Here is a 16,153-nt window from a genome sequence, read left to right on the forward strand (position 1 = left end):
GATTTGTGATGGGTAGTTTCAGCCTGATGCACTGGCTGGTGTTCGGTGTAATCGCGATCCTCGTGCTCGGGGGCGGTCGTTTCTCGAACATGATGGGTGACGTCGCCAAGGGCATCAAGCAGTTCAAGAAGGGCATGGCCGAAGAGGAAGAGACGCCTCGCGAGACGAGCCGGATCGACCGCAAGGTCGGCGAGCCCGTGATCGAGGTCGAGGGCGAGAAACTGCGCGAGGAGCGCTGAGCGTTGCAGGCGTGCGTCGCGTCGGGCCCGCTTGAGGCGGACCGGCGCGTGCGCGCTTCCATGACCTTCATCGTCGCACCGAAAATGGCCCTGGCGCGCGTTCGGGGCACGGCATTTCATAGAGTTTCCGCATGTTCGATATCGCGCCCACCGAATTGATGCTTGTCGGGATCGTGGCGCTGCTCGTCATCGGTCCCAAGGACCTGCCCAAGGCGATGCGTTTCGTCGGCTATTGGGTGTCGCGCGCGCGCGGCGTCGCGCGGCAGTTCCGCTCCGGTTTCGATTCGATGATGCGCGAGGCCGAGTTGCAGGAAATGGAGAAGAAATGGGCGGAGGAGAATGCGCGGATCATGCGTGAGCATCCGCCCACGCCCCAGCAGATGCTCCCGATGGCCACGATCGATCATGAGGATGCCGAGCCGGTGCTGGTCGAGCAGCCCATGATCTCCGCCGCGCCGGAAGCGGAAGCGCTGCCGGCGCCCGAGGCGAAGCCGGCCCGCAAGTCCGCCGCAAAACCCAAGGGTGCGGCCGACCCAGACGCGGCGCCCGCGAAGCGCGTGCGCAAGCCCGCCGCCAAGGCCGAATCGTGAACGCGCCCGTGGACGATCTTGACGCCAGCCGCGCTCCCCTGCTCGATCATCTGATCGAACTAAGGCGGCGGCTGCTCTATTGCGTCGCCGCCCTCGTGGTGAGCTTCTTCGTCGCCTTCTATTTCGCCGAACAGATATTCGCCTTTCTTGTCCATCCGCTGGCGGCAGCCGGACAAACCAAGGTTATATACACCCAGATCTTCGAGGCCTTCTTCGTCCAGGTGAAGGTCGCCTTCTTCGCGGCGATGATGCTGTCCTTCCCGGTGATCGCCAACCAGCTCTGGCAGTTCGTGGCGCCGGGCCTGTACCGCCAGGAGAAGAAGGCGCTGCTGCCCTTCCTGCTGGCGACGCCGGTGCTATTCATCGGCGGGGCGGCGATGGCTTATTACATTGCCGTTCCGATGGCGCTGCACTTCCTGCTATCCTATCAGGGCGACCTTGGGGGAGGCGTAACGCAGGAGGCACTGCCTTCGGTCGCCAATTACCTGTCGTTCGTGATGCAGTTCCTGTTCGCCTTCGGCGTCTCGTTCCTACTGCCGGTGGTACTGATGCTGCTCGAACGTGCGGGCATCGTGACGCGCAAGCAGCTGATCGGCGCAAGGCGCTATGCGATCGTCGGCTCGTTCGCGGTCGCCGCAGTGCTGACGCCGCCCGATATCGGATCGCAGCTGCTGCTCGCGATCCCGCTATGCCTGCTCTACGAGCTGGCGCTGATCGGTATCTGGTTCACCGAGCGGAAGCGCGCGAAGCAGTCCGCCGAGGCCGAGAGCACCGAAATCGAGAAGGTCTGAACTGGCCCCGTCATGGTGACGGCGACCTGGCGCGGATAAAGAAAAGGCCTCCTCCCGTTCGGGAGAAGGCCTCAGGCTGCCTAGAGGTGCGACCCTTATTTGGCGTCGTCAGCCGTCTTTGCGACGGTGCTGCCGGCCGAGGACACGTCCTTGCCGACGCCTTCGACGGTGTTGCATGCGCTGACCATCAGCGCTCCGGCGACGAGGGCCAGTCCAACAAGCTTGCGCATCGAATATCTCCTGAGATTGGCTTTGTGCCGAGGTTTCAATGATCGGCGAACGCGTTCGTTCCGTGAAAGAAACGGGGTGATGTGATTGAAGCTGAAAAGAATTTGGGCCCGAAAGCGCCACCGGGGGGGGAGGGTTGACGCTTTCGGGCCCATGTCTTGGATAGCGAGAGCGGGGGGGCATAAATTCACTATCCGAAGCTAAGAACGTGACTCTCGCGAAGCGGTTCCAGGGATTCGAGATTTTTTTTGATTCTTTTGAATCGCTTGAATCAGTCGCGCCCGGTGATGGCGATGGCGATTTCATAGGCGCCGACCAGCGGATCGTGATGGAGGCGCGAGCGCAGCTGACGGGACAGGCCCTCCATCACCCGGCCATAGCGTTCCTCCACCACCCGGCGCAGCTCGTCCCCGTCCACCAGCGCCGGTGAATTGACGCGCAACAGCGCCCGGTCAGCATTTTCGTCCGGCTTCACCGAGATCCGGATCTGCGCGATCGGATTGAAGGTCATCGCCAGCTCGACGATCTCGGTGATCAGGAACGCGACGGCGATGGCTACGTCCTGATTGACCAGGAACGGATCGATATCGATCGCAATGCCCAGCTGCGAAGAACCTTCGGGCGCCGTCGCCCGGATATTCGACGCGAGTTCGCCGATCACCGAGCGCAGGGAGAGGCCACGATGCTCTTCCAGCTCGGCGAAATGGTGACGATGGACCACCGCGAGCGCGTCGACCCGGCGCTGGATCGAGGAATAAGCGGCGGTCGCTTCCTTGCTTCGCGCGCCGCGTGCGTGGAAATTGATCAGGCTGGAGATGACCTGGAGATTGTTCTTCACGCGGTGATGCACCTCGCGCGTCAGCCTGGTCTGGCGCACCAGACCCTCCGCGAGGCCGGCCTCATGCGCGGCGACGGTGCGGCTGATCATGCGGAAGGTATAGCCCAGCTCGCGAATCTCCTGCGCCGGCAAGGCGCGGACCTCGTCCGGGTCGATTTCCTCGCCGGGCACATAAGCGGCGACGCTGGTACGCAGCCGGCGCAGCGGACGGATCAGCAGCCGGTCGACCACGAACCAGCCGATGCCGGCCGCCGCCGCCCACATCAGGATCGGCAGCAGCATGGCGATGAGCAGAGGCGAGGTAATCGGCGCGCTGCGCACGCTGGTTTCGAGCGACAGGCCGCCGATGCCGAGCGGGGTCCGCATCGTTTCCCGCCTTTCCAGCGCACCGCGCGGGGGAAGCAGAGTCACCGGCAGCGATTCGCTTCCTTTCACGAGCAGCGCTTCATAAGGCGGCGCGAAATCGCTGGGCCGGCCGGTTTCGGCGAGGAAGCGCGTAGGGAAGAAGGCAGTCGCCGTGGTGCCGCTTGCCCCCGTGATCGCCAGCAGGAGGCCACGCTCGGGCACGATGCGGATAGCAACCGGATCGGTGCCGGCGGCGACGGGCGTCAGATCGGACGGAAAATCCGCGCCACATAAGGGACGTGCGCGACGGTCGCGAATAACGAAGCGGGTGCCGCTGACGGCCTGCTGGGCGAACACGCCCTGCGCGCGCGCGCAGCTGGGCGCGTCGCCCTGATCCGCGTCGAGCGCGTTCAGCGCCACCCGAAGCGCGGTCATGTCGCCGACGAGCTCGATCGCCAGCTTGCGGGCACTTTCGGCGGAGGCGAGGCGGAGCTGAGCGCGAGCGCTCTCGTCGGCGGTCTGGGTGGTCTTGAGCGAGGCGAAAAAGGCGATGATCGCGAGCGGCAATAAAGCCGCGCTCAAAATCAGGAAGATCTTGGCGCCGGTCGGAATCTGTGCGGCAAGCTTCGTGTTGCGAGCCGGAGCCTGAGGCTCGGCGGAATCCGCCATGGCCTGCTCAGTCGAGCTTGCTCAGGAGGTCGAGCATCTCGGGCGGAACCGACTCGTCCACCGTCTTCTGATACACGGTGCGCAAGGCCGCCCCCATATCACGGTCCTTGCTCTGGACCCTGGCCTTCGCGGCCCGCGGTTTTTTCGAAGACTCGTCGCCCGAACGCAAAATCGTCCCCCTTAAGCATCCGGTGTGTAAGCCGGGCATATCGAGAAACCCGGCCGAGGAAATCGGCAAGGCGCATCGCGCATACAATCCGCGACGAATGCATGAAACCAAATATCGCGTCGATTGTTCCATGTCCGATGCGAAAAAGCCCGGCACTCACGCTCGGGTCGCGAAACGCGTTGCAAAGCCGGGGGGCCGCTTCCACAAGGACCCTCGTCAGATCTTGGCGTTTTTCTGGAGGAGACCTCGACAGCCATGTCGCTTGGACAGCAGCTTGCCCCCCACCTTCCTTTCCTGCGCCGCTATGGCCGCGCGCTGACCGGCAGCCAGCAGCATGGCGACCGCTATGTGCGCGCGACGCTCGAAGCGATCGTTGCGGCCCCGGCGGAATTCCCGCGTGACGTGGACCCGCGGCTCGGTCTCTATCGGACCTTTCAGGCGATCTGGAACTCCACCAATTATGACGAAACGCCCGAGAACGCGGGCGCGGACGCCGGCAGCAGCCAGGAATCGATTGCACGGGCTCGCCTCGCCAAGATGACGCCGCTGTCGCGCCAGGCGCTGCTGCTCACCGCTATGGAAGGCTTCACGCCCGAGGATGCGGCCTATCTGATCGAGGTCCAGACGAGCGAGGTCGACGCACTGGTGAACGAAGCGCTGGCCGAGATCGAGAAGCAGACCCGCGCACGCGTCCTGATCATCGAGGACGAGCCGATCATCGCGATGGATATCGAGACGATCGTGCGCGACCTTGGCCATGACGTTACCGGTGTCGCGGTGACTCGCGACGAGGCCGTTGCGCTGGCGATGGAGGACCGTCCTGGCCTGGTGCTCGCCGACATCCAGCTTGCCGATGACAGTTCGGGCATCGATGCGGTCAAGGACATCCTTGCCGAGTTCACCGTTCCGGTCATTTTCATCACTGCTTTCCCGGAGCGTCTGCTCACCGGCGAGCGCCCCGAGCCCACCTTCCTGATCACCAAACCCTTCCAGCGCTCGACCGTGAAGGCCGCGATCAGCCAAGCGCTGTTCTTCGATTCGGCGACGGTTCCCGCACTCTGACGGGAACTTTTCCATAACCCCCGGCATTGGAGTTCCATCTGGTACGGACCCAAAACAATGCTCGGGGGTTATAGGCATATGGCAAATCCGGAAGAACAAACTCACCTCAGCGGCGATGAGGCCAGGGCAGGCGCGACGCCGCATATGACGCGGTACATATTGGGTATCTCGCTGGTGCTGGTGATCGCGATCTTCGCGTTCCTGCTGCTCCGCTAATTCATTCAAATGAACGAAACCGCATGGCGTGGTGGACTTGATCATGGTCCGCCCCCATGTTCGCATTTCGGACCACGAAACGGATGTTCATGACCGACGCGTACGAGAATGACGACGAAGACGATGTGGCGCCAGAGCCGGTCGAGCACGTTGCTCTCTCCGATTCCGAATTCAAGGCGCAGCTCGCCCAGGTAATCCCGCATCTGCGCGCCTTTGGGCGCTCCTTGTCGGGCAATCGCGATCTCGCCGACGATCTGGTCCAGGAAACGCTGATGAAGGCCTGGGCGGCGCGGCTGCGCTTCCAGGCCGGCACCAACATGCGTGCCTGGACCTTCATCATCCTGCGCAACCTTTATCTCTCCCAGATGCGTCGAGCCCGGTTCAAGGGTGATTGGGACGATCTGGTGGCTGATCGCATATTGGCCGCGCCGGCCAGCCAGGACCGGCATGTCGAGCTGGGCGACATGCAGCGCGCCTTGCTGCATTTGCCGCAGCCGCAGCGTGAGGCGTTGATCCTCGTCGGCGCGGGCGGCTTCGCCTATGAGGAAGCCGCCGAGATCTGCGGCGTCGCCGTTGGTACGATCAAGAGCCGTGTGGCGCGTGGGCGGGTCGCGCTCGAGACGATCATGAACGACAATTCGCTGCCGTCGCGGCGCAGCCACAGCAACGAGCCTGGCATGACCGCGCTCGATTCGATCATGGGCGAAGTCGAGGATCTGAGCCGGGATCGCGGCTGACGCCGCGAAACCCATTACCTCAGCAGCGTTGTATGGTCCGATCGGCGACATCGATCTGACGGAGCAAGGCGGCAAAATCGGTCGCCTGGGTATCCTGGGCCCCGAACGCGGCGCGCAACGCGCCGCTGATCATGTCGCTCGTCTTCGGCGCGGCCACGACATATTCTTGTGGCACGACGTCTTCCGTAGAGGGCGTAATCTTGATCGACATGAACCAAGAACGAACGAGCAACCCGATTGTTGCTTGCACCTGTGTTAATTAAACGGAATTATCCATAGTTGCCGCATGCATGACGCCTATCCCGAAGAATTGATCAAGGACGCGGTTCGTCGTGCGCGGACCGAATCGCCATTCCTGACTCTGCTGCTCGATCGCGAACCGGCACTTGCCGATGACCTTGATCGGGGCATGCTGCCTCCGCTTGCGGGGGTGCCGATACAGGATCAGGCCATGCCGGTGATGCGCCGGTTGCGGCTTGAGCGGCGCAGGCTCGCGCTGCTTGTCGCCATCGGCGATCTGGCTGGTGTCTATGACCTTACAGCCGTCACTGGCGCGTTATCCGATTTCGCTGACCGGGCGCTCGATGCCGCGATTGCCGCTGCCATCGCTGAACGAACGCCGGGCGCTGCGCCCATCGGTTTCGCGGCCATCGCGCTCGGCAAGCAGGGCAGTCATGAACTCAATTATTCGTCCGATATCGACCCGATCCTGATCTTCGATCCCGCCACCCTGCCGTGCCGGCCGCGCGAGGAGCCCGACGAGGCGGCGGTACGGATCGGGCGCCGGGTGGTGGAGATTCTGCAGGCGCGTGACGGTGACGGCTATGTGCTGCGTGTCGATCTGAGATTGCGCCCGTCGCCGGAGGTGACTCCCATCGTTCTTCCGGTGGACGCTGCGATCTCCTATTATGAATCACTGGCGCTGCCATGGGAGCGCGCCGCGTTCATTCGGGGCAGGGCAGCCGCCGGAGACCTGACGCTCGGTGCGCGCTTTCTCCAGACGATCCGGCCGTTCATCTGGCGCCGTGCGCTCGATTTCGGGGCGATCGGCGAGATCCGCGGCATCTCCCGCCGAATCCGCGATCATCATGCGCAAGGCCAGGCCTTCGGCCCGGGATTCGACCTCAAGCGCGGGCGGGGCGGCATTCGCGAGATCGAGTTCTTCGCGCAGATTCACCAGCTGATCCATGGCGGGCGCGATCCATCGGTGCGCGCCCCTGCGACGCGCGATGCGCTGGCGCGACTGGCCGAGGCCGGATGGATCGACCCTCGGGTCGCGGCGGCGATGACGGAGGCTTACACCGTGTTCCGCACGATCGAGCATCGGGTGCAGATGGTCGACGACCGTCAGGCACACCATCTGCCGACCGGACCGGCGCTCGACGGGCTGGCGCGGCTTCATGGCGTCCCCGATGGCGCGGCATTGCTCGACCTGTTGCGGCCGCATGTCGAAGCGACGGCGCTGACCTACGACGCCCTCGACCCCGATGATGGAGGGGCGTTGTCGCAGGACGGCGAGCATCTCGAAGACCAGCTTGCCGAAGCCGGATTCGCCGATCCACCAGCGGCCGCGCGTAGGATCGAGCAATGGCGTTCCGGGACCTATCCCGCACTACGCAGTCCGGCCGCCCGGGAAGCGCTCGAGGCGGTGCTGCCGGGGCTGATCGAGGCGCTGGCCAGGGCGCCCGATCCGCAGGGGGCGATCGTGCGGCTCGACGTCATGCTGGCGAAGCTGTCGAGCGCGATCAATTTCTTCCGCCTGCTCGAGGCGCGACCGGCGCTGGCGCGTCTGCTCGGTGCGATCCTGAGCCATACGCCGACCCTGGCCGAGGCGCTGGGCAGGCGTCCGGAACTGTTCGACGGGCTGATCGATGCCAGTGCGCTCGACCCTGTCGGCTCGGTCGACGCGGTGGCGCAGGAGATGCGCGAGGAGACCGGGGACTATCAGGCGCAGCTTGATCATGTCCGCCGGGTGGTGGGCGAGAAGCGCTTTGCGCTTGGCACGCAGATCGTCGCCGGCGTCAGCGATCCGCTCGAGGTGTCGGCCGGTTATGCGCGGGTGGCGGAGGCGGCGATCGTGACTCTCGCGCAGGCGACGGTCGCCGAATTCACGCAAAAGCACGGCGTCGTGCCGGGATCCGAACTGGTCATCCTGGCGCTGGGGCGGATGGGCGGCGGGGCGCTGACTCATGCCTCGGACCTCGATCTGATCTATCTTTTCACCGGCGACTACATGACCGAGTCCGATGGTGAAAAACCTTTGGGCGCGGTACTTTACTATAACCGCCTCGCACAACGGGTGAGCGGGGCGCTCTCCGCGCCGACGGCGTCCGGTCCATTGTACGAGATCGACACGCGGCTGCGTCCCTCGGGGACTCAGGGGCCGCTGGTGGTCTCGCTCGACGGCTTTGCCCGCTATCAACGCGAGGATGCCTGGACCTGGGAGCATATGGCGCTGACGCGCGCGCGGCCGGTATTCGGCTCGGCGCATGCCCGGGCGGCGACACAGGCGGTGATCGACGCCGTATTGCGCGGGGATCGGCCGGCGCGCGACGTGGTCGCCGATGCGATCGGCATGCGCGCCGAGATGGCAGCGCACAAGCCGCCGGCCGGGCCGCTCGACGCCAAGCTGTCACCAGGCGGTCTGGTCGATCTCGAATTCGCGGTGCATGTCGTGCAGCTCACCCGCCATGCCGGCCTCGATCCTCACCTCGCCGTGGCAATCCGCGAACTGATCGAGGCCGGGCTGGTGCCCGCGCCGATCGCGGCCGCGCATGATTTCCTCACACGCCTGCTGGTCACGTTGCGGCTGGTCGCACCGGACGCGCAACCGCCGGCCCAGGCGACCCGCGACCTGATCGCGCGCGCGCTCGATGTCGCCGATTGGGAGGCGGTGGTTGCGTGCTTCGCGACGACGCGGCAGGAGGTCTCCGATTTCTGGGCCGCGGTAGCCAAGGCTGGAACAAGGACGGGAGACGAATGATGGCGGCGATCGGCGAGGGCGACTCGCTTCCGGATGTGGCGCTGACGACGCCGGACGGCGGCAAGATCAACCTGCGCGGCTATCTCGGCAAGCCATTGGTCCTGTATTTCTACCCCAAGGACGACACGGCCGGCTGCACCCGCGAGGCGCAGGACTTCAGCGTGCATTATCCCGAATTCCAGGCGCTGGGTGCGGAAGTGCTCGGCGTATCGCGCGATACGCCGAGCAAGCACCAGAAGTTCATCGGCAAATATGACCTGACCGTGCCGCTCGCGACCGATGACCAGGATCAGGCCATGGTGGCGTTCGGCGTCTGGGTGGAGAAGCAGCTGTACGGCAGGACCTATATGGGCATCGACCGGTCGACCTTCCTGTTCGATGCGAAGGGCGTGCTGGTGCGGGTCTGGCGGCGCGTGCGGGTGCCCGGGCATGTGGCCGTCGTGCTCGAGGCGCTGAAGGAGCTCGGCTGATCGGCACGATGAGCATCGCGCAGGCAGTGCGGGGCGTGCTGGAGACCGGCGACCCAGCGGCCAAGGTTCGTGCCGCCCGGGCGGCGGCACGGGCGTGGCGTCGCGGGCACCTCGCACCGATATTCGATGTCGCCATGCCCGATCGTCCGGCGCGCCCCGCTCACCCGGAACTGCTGGCGCCCAGCCAGATGCCGAAACGCGGCAAGGGCGGTTCGGAACGGGGGCGGATCGCGCTGCTCCACGCGTTGGCGCATATCGAGTTCGTCGCGATCGATCTGGCCTTCGACATGGTCGGGCGCTTCGGCGCAGAATTCCCGCGCGGCTTCACGGACGACTGGATATCGGTGGGCGCCGACGAGGCGATGCATTTCGCACTGCTCGACCGGCGGCTGCGGGCGCTTTCCAGCCATTACGGCGCGATGCCCGCGCATGACGGCTTGTGGGAATCCGCGACGGCGACGGCGCTGGATCCGCTCGCCCGTCTCGCGGTCGTGCCGATGGTGCTCGAGGCGCGCGGACTGGATGTGACGCCGGAGACGATCCAGCGCTTCCGGTCGGCGGGGGACGAACCGAGCGCGCGCATCCTACAGCGCATCCTGACCGATGAGATCCGGCATGTCCGCGCGGGCACCATCTGGTTCGAATTCGGCTGCTCCGCCAAGGGATTCGCGCCGGAATCGCATTGGCGTTCGCTTGTCGCGCGCCACTTCCGGGGGGTGATCAAGCCGCCGTTCAACGACTCGGCGCGCAACTCAGCCGGTTTGACGCGAGAATATTACGGCGCGCTTGCCCCGACCTGAAAAACTAGGTCAATTGCGACATGTCCGGGGCGTGGAGGGGCTGCGACCAGGACATCAGGGGCGGGCGCTGGATTTCCCGGCAATCGCATTCATTTGGTCGCCGGGGATAAATGAACAAATTTTCCATCGCGTCGAGCGCGCAGTTTGCGTCGCGGCTGAAGACGCACTTCACCACCCGGGATTTCATTTTTCACGACGGCCGTGATCTGCGCCGCTTCAGCGTCGGGGGGCGCACCCAGGCGCTGATGGCCGGCGTCGCCGGTGTCACGCTGTGCTTTTCGGCTTATGGCGTTGCCCAGGCAGCCGTTGGCGCCGTCGCGATGAGCGGTATCGTCGATGCCCCGTTGTCGCCGGAAGCCAAGGTCGCGCAGATGCAGGCGAAGGTCGCCGCGATGCAGGCCGATGTCGAAACCATCAAGCAAGCCGCCAAAGCCCATGCCGTCCGCGTCGAGCAGCGCCAGGCGCTGATCTCCGCCGTCATCACCGGCAAGGGCGATCCCCGCGCGCTGGCGCTGGTCGCGCCGACGATCGACAGCCATGCCGACCAGCTTGCCGCCGACGTGCTCGCGCCGCTCAAGAAGGTCGAGCAGCGTCAGGTCGCCATGGCGGTCAAGGCGCGCCAGGCCGCTGAGCAGCGTTATGCCATGACCGTCGCGCATGTGCGCAAGCTCGGTATCGGGCCGGAGCGTTTCGCGGCGCGCATGCCGGCGATGGGCGGGCCGTTCGAAGCCGCCGACAGCGTCGAAGCCGAAGCCGATCTGCGCGCCGACATGCAGTTCCGGTCGCTGTTCATGACCTGGAAGAAGCTCGATTCGCTCGAGCAGGGGGTGATCGCGATCCCGTCGGCCCAGCCGGTCGAGCGCCTTGCCTTCACCAGCAATTATGGCGTCCGCTCCGATCCGTTCCGCGGCACCGCCGCGATGCATGCGGGCGTGGACATTCCCGGCCCGGTCGGCACTCCGATCTACGCGACCGCCGACGGCATCATCGATCGCGCCGAGCGCTCGGGCGGTTACGGCAACATGGTCGAGATCAACCATGGCAAGGGCATTCAGACCCGTTACGGCCATCTCTCCAAGATCCTCGTTGCGCCCTTCACCCGCGTGCACCGCGGCCAGCTGATCGCGCTGATGGGCTCGACCGGTCGTTCGACCGGCCCGCATCTCCATTACGAGGTCCGGATCGACGGTCACGCCGTCAACCCGATCCCCTTCCTGCAGACCGCCGACTATCTGCTCGCGGTGCAGGATCGCGCGCTGAAGACGACTCAGGTTGCGGTGGGCGGCCCGGCTGCGGCCGACTGATCCATCCAGGTGCCCGGGCATCGGTTGCCGATGATCCCGGGAACGCCTATCTGCCAGTCATGGCAACCGTGACAGCTCCAGAAATCGCCCTCACCGATTCAGCCGCCGCGCGCGTCGCGGCGATTGCGGAAAGGCAGGGCAAGCCCGCCATCCTTCGGCTTTCAGTCGATGGCGGCGGTTGTTCGGGCTTCCAGTACAAGTTCGGCTTTGCCGATGCGGTCGACGCGGACGACGCGGTGGCCGAGAATCACGGCGTGAAGCTTGTCGTCGATTCGATCAGCCTCGATCTCGTGCGCGGCGCGGCGGTCGATTATGTCGAGGATCTGGGTGGCGCCGCGTTCAAGGTGACCAATCCCAATGCCGCGTCGGGTTGCGGCTGCGGCTCCAGCTTCTCGGTCTGATCCGCTTGAGAATCGTCACCTACAACGTCAACGGCATCAAGGCGCGCCTGCCGCGCCTGCTGGAATATCTCGCCGAGCAGGCGCCCGACGTGGTGTGCCTGCAGGAGCTGAAATCGAGCGACGATACCTTCCCGGAGGCGGATATCCGCGCGGCCGGCTATGGCGCGGTGTGGCACGGGCAAAAGGGTTTCAACGGCGTCGCGGTGCTGGCCAGGGGCAGCGACCCGGTCGAGCGGCACCGCGGCCTCGCCGGCGATCCCGAGGACGAGCATAGCCGCTATCTCGAGGCGGAAGTCGACGGGGTGGTCATTGCGTCGATCTATCTGCCCAACGGCAATCCGCAGCCGGGGCCGAAATTCGACTATAAGCTCAAATGGATCGAGCGCCTGTCCGATCGGGCGCACGCACTGCTGGCCGAGGAAAAACCGGTGGTGCTGGCGGGTGACTATAATGTCATTCCCAATGACGACGACACTTTCTCGGTCCGCGCGATGCAGGACGATGCGCTGATGCAGCCGGAGAGCCGTTCCGGCTATCGCGCGCTGGTCGGGCAGGGCTGGACCGACGCCTTGCGCACGCGGCACCCCAAGGGCGGCGTCTGGACCTTCTGGGATTACCAGGCCGGTGCATGGCAGCGCGATGCAGGCTTCCGGATCGATCACCTGCTGCTCAGCCCGATCGCTGCCGACCGTCTTGCCGATGCCGGCGTCGACAAGGACTATCGCGGTCGGGAGAAGGCGAGCGACCACGCGCCGACCTGGGTACGGTTGCGGTAGCGCCCGGTGACGTTCGATCTCCAGAAGATGCTCCACTGCAAGGGCGAGTTCGAAAGTGCCCGCCTCGGCGATGTCGGGTTCGGCATCCGCGCCGTGAGGATGCGCATGGTGCGCGACGAAATGGCGGATCCATCTCCGGTGCGGCTGGCATGAAGCGGCTGGCGGTCGCGCTCCTGCTGCTGCCGGGCGCTGCCCTGGCCGAGGAGCGCGACTATTGCCCGACGCGCCCTGGGCTGGGAACGCCGCCCTGCACGATGGCGCCGGGCCGCGTCTCGGTCGAGATGGGGCTGGCCGACTGGACTCGCGACGACTCGCCGGACACGCGCGACGACACGATCCTGATCGGCGACACGCTCGTCCGCATCGGCCTGACCGACCGGATCGAGGCGCAGGCCGGCTGGACCGCGTTCGGCCATGATCGCACTCGGGACAAGGCGAGCGGATCAGTCGACGCGGCGAACCGCACGGGCGACGCGCTGCTCGGGCTGAAGGCCAATCTGCGCCACCCTGACGGCAGCGGCGTTTCCGTCGCGGTCGAGTCCTTCGTCACGGTTCCGGTCGGCCGCAGGCCGATCGGGGCGGGGGACTGGGGTGCGGGCGTGCTGGTGCCGGTCAGCTTCGACCTCGGCCACAAGCTCAGCCTGCAACTGTCGCCCGAAGTCGATGCCGCGGTGGATCAGGATGGGCGAGGGCGGCATTTCGCCGCCAGCGGTACGGTCGGGCTCGGGGTCGAGCTCAGCGACAAGATTACCGGGACGATCGAGGTTCAGGAAACTTGGGACGATGATCCGTCCGGGCATATGACCACAGCGCTAGCGTCGGGATCGCTCGCTTGGGCGCCGCGCAAGGACTGGCAGTTCGACGTCGGCGCCGTGGCGGGGCTGAACCGCGACGCGCCGAATGTCGAACTCTATATCGGCGTTTCCCGGCGGCTCTAGCAATCTTCGAGCGTGGCCGTTGCCGCCCGTTTCACAGCGTCTTCTGATAGATCTCGTAGGTCTTGTTGACCCGACTCTGGATGGTCTCGGCGATGGCGTTCATGCCCTGATTGTCGTCGAGCACCCACCCGATCTCGCCGCGGCTCGCACCGTATCGGGTGATGGCCGCGCGCCGGATATATTCGATCATCATGAAGGCAAGCTGGCTCGCCATGCGCGAGGACTGGAGTTCCTTCAGGACGCCCATCAGCGGCACACGCATGGTGCGCACCTGGGGCTTGCGCAGCCAGAGCAGCAGCTTGGCCCAGCCGAACGGCAGCAGGCTGCCGTTGAGCGGCTTGATCGCCTCGTTGAGATCCGGAAGCGTGATCATGAACGCGACGGGCCGTCCGTCCAGTTCGGCGATGCGGATCAGGTCGTTGAACACGATCGGCTTCAGCTTGACGCCGACATCGGCGATCTCCGGCGGGGTGAGGGGGACGAAGCCCCAATTGTCCGACCAGGCATCGTTGAGGATCGCGAGGATGATCGCCGCTTCCTCGTCGAACTTCGATTTGTCGACCTCGCGGATGCGGATGCGGGGATTCTTCTCGCCCGACTGGATGATCCGCTTCACGATCGGCGGGAATTCCTGGGTAATATCAAGATCATAGGTATAGAGCGTCTTGGCGGGACTATAGCCGGCCGCCTCGATCCAGCCGCGATATTCGCGCTTGGCATGGCCCATCATGATCGTCGGCGCATGATCATAGCCCTGGATCAGCAGCCCCGGCTCTTCCCAGATCGACATGCTGATCGGGCCGAGCACCCTGGTCATGCCCTTGTCGCGCAACCAGCCCTCTGCGGTGGCGATCAGCGCCTGCGCGGTTTCCGGGTCCTCGGCATCGAAGAGGCCGAACTGGCCGCAGCCGGGGCCGAAGCCCTGTTCGGCCGGCATGGTCAGCGCGAGCGTGTCAATATGAGCGGAGATGCGCCCGACGGCCCGGCCATCGCGCTCTGCGAGGAACAATTGCGCCTCGGCGTGGCTGAACCAGCCATTCTTCTCCGGCGTGATCAGCCCCAGCGCTTCGCCCTTCAGCGGCGGCACCCAATGGGGATCGTCCTTGTAGAGTCGGAAGGGCAGGTCGACGAATTTCTTGCGATCGGCCTTGCTGCTGATCGGGCGGATGGAAAGCGGGTGCGTGGTAGCCAAGACGACAAGCCTCTCTGTAAGAACTGCGCACTCCCGCCTGCGGCACAAGCTGTCAAGCGCGCTCCTGTCAAGCGCGCGGGCGCAGGGGCAACGACATACCCTGTTGCTGCCACCATATAGCCACTATCTTTGTGCAATGCCGCGAACCATGAACACATCGCTTGCCTTCGATCCGCGCGAGACCGTGTCGGGCTCCAGCACCGTCCTGCGCGCGCCGCGGGAGCGCATCGCCGACGACAAGGCGATGCTGCGCGCCGCCGCCGAACTGACCCGCGACCTCAACGCGCCGAAGCCCGCCATCTACTGGACCGACCTGATCCTGTCCGCGGTGCTTGGCTATGCGGCGCTCGCGGCCACGATCCTGGCACCCTCGACGGGCTGGGCGATCGTCGCGGGCGCCGTGGCGATTCTCGCTCTGTACCGCGCCGACAGCTTCATCCACGAAATCACCCATATCAAGCATTCGGCGCTGCCCGGCTTCCGGCTGGGCTGGAACCTGATCGCGGGCATCCCGATGATGGTGCCGTCCTTCATGTATGAAGGCGTGCACAACCTCCACCATGCGCGCACGCGCTACGGCACGTCGGAAGATCCCGAATATCTGCCGCTCGCGCTGATGAAGCCCTGGACGCTGCCGCTGTTCGTCGTCACCTCGCTGCTCGCGCCGGTCGCGCTGTTGTTGCGCTTCGCGGTGCTTGCCCCGATCGCCCTGTTCTTCCCGAAGATGCGGGCCATGCTCGACGAGCGCTATTCGAGCTTGTCGATCAACCCGTCCTTCCGCCGCCGCCCGCCCGAGGGCGCGTTCAAGACTCATTGGCGCCGGATGGAGGCGGCCACGAGCGTGTGGGCGATCACGCTGCTCACCCTGACCGCGACGGGGATCATTCCGGTGCGCGCCTTGCTGACCTTCCTCGGGATCACGTCCGGCGTGGCGATCCTCAACCAGGTGCGCACGCTGGTCGCGCATCTGTGGGAGAATGAAGGGGAGGCGATGACCGTCACGGCGCAGTATCTCGATACCGTGAACGTGCCGCCGCCGGCGCTGCTGCCGGTGCTGTGGGCGCCGGTGGGCCTGCGCTATCATGCGCTTCACCATCTGCTGCCCGGTGTTCCCTATCACGGGCTGGCCGAGGCGCACCGCCGCCTTTCCGCCGCCCTGGGCGAGCAGTCGCCCTATCACAAGGCAAGCTATCCGGGCCTGCCGGGCCTGGTCGATCGGCTGGTGCGCAGCACGATGGGCCGCCGCCCGGCCTGACCTCTGAGCGCGCCCCTCTGCGCGAACACTGATGTCCCGCCTGCCGCCGGTCCGCGCTCCCTGTTCCGCCCCTGTTCTTCCCTGTTATTTTTATTTTTTCGTTTTTTGCCACGATTCAGGTCAAAAAACGGCAGTTTTATCTTTCTAAAA

The 16,153-nt window shown here is 65.3% G+C and carries 20 protein-coding genes; 15 read left to right on the top strand and 5 right to left on the bottom strand.

Features of this window, described 5'->3' with window-relative positions; genetic code table 11:
• Positions 1-8: 8 nt before the first annotated feature.
• The 3 genes from ACZ1I2_RS11845 to tatC all read left to right on the top strand — a co-directional run bounded on the left by ACZ1I2_RS11845 (position 9) and on the right by tatC (position 1,620).
• Positions 9-239, top strand: coding sequence for a twin-arginine translocase TatA/TatE family subunit (locus ACZ1I2_RS11845; protein ID WP_465174059.1), 231 nt, complete (start codon positions 9-11; stop codon positions 237-239).
• A 131-nt stretch (positions 240-370) separates the two neighbouring features.
• Entirely contained in the window at positions 371-829 is a 459-nt protein-coding gene (gene tatB, locus ACZ1I2_RS11850) for a Sec-independent protein translocase protein TatB (RefSeq protein WP_465174058.1), read from the top strand.
• Positions 826-1,620 carry a twin-arginine translocase subunit TatC gene (gene tatC, locus ACZ1I2_RS11855; RefSeq protein ID WP_465174057.1) on the top strand — a complete coding sequence of 265 codons (795 nt, stop codon included), beginning with the start codon at positions 826-828 and terminating at the stop codon, positions 1,618-1,620. The genes tatB and tatC overlap by 4 nt, the downstream gene beginning before the upstream one ends.
• A 95-nt stretch (positions 1,621-1,715) precedes the next feature.
• Here the strand turns inward: tatC and ACZ1I2_RS11860 are convergent, their stop codons facing one another.
• The 3 genes from ACZ1I2_RS11860 to ACZ1I2_RS11870 all read right to left on the bottom strand — a co-directional run bounded on the left by ACZ1I2_RS11860 (position 1,716) and on the right by ACZ1I2_RS11870 (position 4,001).
• Entirely contained in the window at positions 1,716-1,850 is a 135-nt protein-coding gene (locus ACZ1I2_RS11860; RefSeq protein WP_372848382.1) for an entericidin A/B family lipoprotein, read from the bottom strand.
• 269 nt (positions 1,851-2,119) lie between these two features.
• Entirely contained in the window at positions 2,120-3,700 is a 1,581-nt protein-coding gene (locus tag ACZ1I2_RS11865) for a sensor histidine kinase (protein WP_465174056.1), read from the bottom strand.
• A 7-nt stretch (positions 3,701-3,707) separates the two neighbouring features.
• Positions 3,708-4,001 carry a hypothetical protein gene (locus ACZ1I2_RS11870; protein ID WP_465174055.1) on the bottom strand — a complete coding sequence of 98 codons (294 nt, stop codon included), beginning with the start codon at positions 3,999-4,001 and terminating at the stop codon, positions 3,708-3,710.
• 123 nt (positions 4,002-4,124) lie between these two features.
• On the opposite strand from ACZ1I2_RS11870, the gene ACZ1I2_RS11875 reads away from it, so the two are divergent.
• From ACZ1I2_RS11875 to ACZ1I2_RS11885, 3 genes are all read left to right on the top strand, one after another.
• Positions 4,125-4,931: a response regulator gene (locus tag ACZ1I2_RS11875; protein ID WP_465174054.1), complete on the top strand. Its 807-nt coding sequence runs from the start codon at positions 4,125-4,127 to the stop codon at positions 4,929-4,931.
• Positions 4,932-5,009: 78 nt separating this feature from the next.
• A complete protein-coding gene (locus ACZ1I2_RS11880; RefSeq protein WP_465169493.1) occupies positions 5,010-5,147 on the top strand; it encodes a hypothetical protein in 138 nt (45 codons plus the stop codon).
• A gap of 89 nt (positions 5,148-5,236) precedes the next feature.
• On the top strand, positions 5,237-5,884 hold the full coding sequence (locus tag ACZ1I2_RS11885) for a sigma-70 family RNA polymerase sigma factor (RefSeq protein ID WP_465174053.1): 648 nt from the start codon (positions 5,237-5,239) through the stop codon (positions 5,882-5,884).
• A 19-nt stretch (positions 5,885-5,903) separates the two neighbouring features.
• On the opposite strand, the gene ACZ1I2_RS11890 is transcribed toward ACZ1I2_RS11885, so the two are convergent.
• A complete protein-coding gene (locus ACZ1I2_RS11890) occupies positions 5,904-6,134 on the bottom strand; it encodes a hypothetical protein (RefSeq protein ID WP_465181645.1) in 231 nt (76 codons plus the stop codon).
• 36 nt (positions 6,135-6,170) lie between these two features.
• On the opposite strand from ACZ1I2_RS11890, the gene ACZ1I2_RS11895 reads away from it, so the two are divergent.
• The 8 genes from ACZ1I2_RS11895 (at position 6,171) to ACZ1I2_RS11930 (ending at position 13,556) form a co-directional block, all read left to right on the top strand.
• Positions 6,171-8,867: a bifunctional [glutamine synthetase] adenylyltransferase/[glutamine synthetase]-adenylyl-L-tyrosine phosphorylase gene (locus ACZ1I2_RS11895; protein WP_465174051.1), complete on the top strand. Its 2,697-nt coding sequence runs from the start codon at positions 6,171-6,173 to the stop codon at positions 8,865-8,867.
• Complete coding sequence (locus ACZ1I2_RS11900) at positions 8,867-9,337, top strand: peroxiredoxin (protein ID WP_465174050.1); 471 nt, start codon at positions 8,867-8,869, stop codon at positions 9,335-9,337. Before ACZ1I2_RS11895 ends, ACZ1I2_RS11900 begins: the two co-directional genes overlap by 1 nt.
• 8 nt (positions 9,338-9,345) lie before the next feature.
• Positions 9,346-10,137 (top strand): ferritin-like domain-containing protein, encoded by a 792-nt coding sequence (locus tag ACZ1I2_RS11905; protein ID WP_465174049.1) that lies wholly within the window; start codon positions 9,346-9,348, stop codon positions 10,135-10,137.
• Positions 10,138-10,247: 110 nt separating this feature from the next.
• A complete protein-coding gene (locus ACZ1I2_RS11910; protein ID WP_465174048.1) occupies positions 10,248-11,441 on the top strand; it encodes a peptidoglycan DD-metalloendopeptidase family protein in 1,194 nt (397 codons plus the stop codon).
• Positions 11,442-11,500: 59 nt separating this feature from the next.
• Positions 11,501-11,842, top strand: coding sequence for an iron-sulfur cluster insertion protein ErpA (gene erpA, locus ACZ1I2_RS11915; RefSeq protein ID WP_465174047.1), 342 nt, complete (start codon positions 11,501-11,503; stop codon positions 11,840-11,842).
• A gap of 5 nt (positions 11,843-11,847) precedes the next feature.
• Positions 11,848-12,618 carry an exodeoxyribonuclease III gene (gene xth, locus ACZ1I2_RS11920; protein ID WP_465177148.1) on the top strand — a complete coding sequence of 257 codons (771 nt, stop codon included), beginning with the start codon at positions 11,848-11,850 and terminating at the stop codon, positions 12,616-12,618.
• Positions 12,619-12,624: 6 nt separating this feature from the next.
• Entirely contained in the window at positions 12,625-12,771 is a 147-nt protein-coding gene (locus ACZ1I2_RS11925; protein ID WP_465174046.1) for a hypothetical protein, read from the top strand.
• The gene (locus tag ACZ1I2_RS11930) at positions 12,768-13,556 is read left to right on the top strand and encodes a transporter (protein ID WP_465174045.1); all 789 of its coding nucleotides are present in this window, start codon (positions 12,768-12,770) and stop codon (positions 13,554-13,556) included. The genes ACZ1I2_RS11925 and ACZ1I2_RS11930 overlap by 4 nt, the downstream gene beginning before the upstream one ends.
• Positions 13,557-13,587: 31 nt before the next feature.
• Here ACZ1I2_RS11930 and ACZ1I2_RS11935 read toward each other — a convergent pair whose 3' ends face one another.
• Complete coding sequence (locus ACZ1I2_RS11935; protein WP_465174044.1) at positions 13,588-14,748, bottom strand: N-acetyltransferase; 1,161 nt, start codon at positions 14,746-14,748, stop codon at positions 13,588-13,590.
• Between the two features lie 148 nt (positions 14,749-14,896).
• Between ACZ1I2_RS11935 and ACZ1I2_RS11940 the strand changes: the two genes are divergently transcribed.
• On the top strand, positions 14,897-16,003 hold the full coding sequence (locus tag ACZ1I2_RS11940; RefSeq protein WP_465169481.1) for a fatty acid desaturase family protein: 1,107 nt from the start codon (positions 14,897-14,899) through the stop codon (positions 16,001-16,003).
• Positions 16,004-16,153 lie beyond the last annotated feature (150 nt).

The sequence above is a fragment of the Sphingomonas sp. BL-S-29 genome (assembly GCF_055521495.1).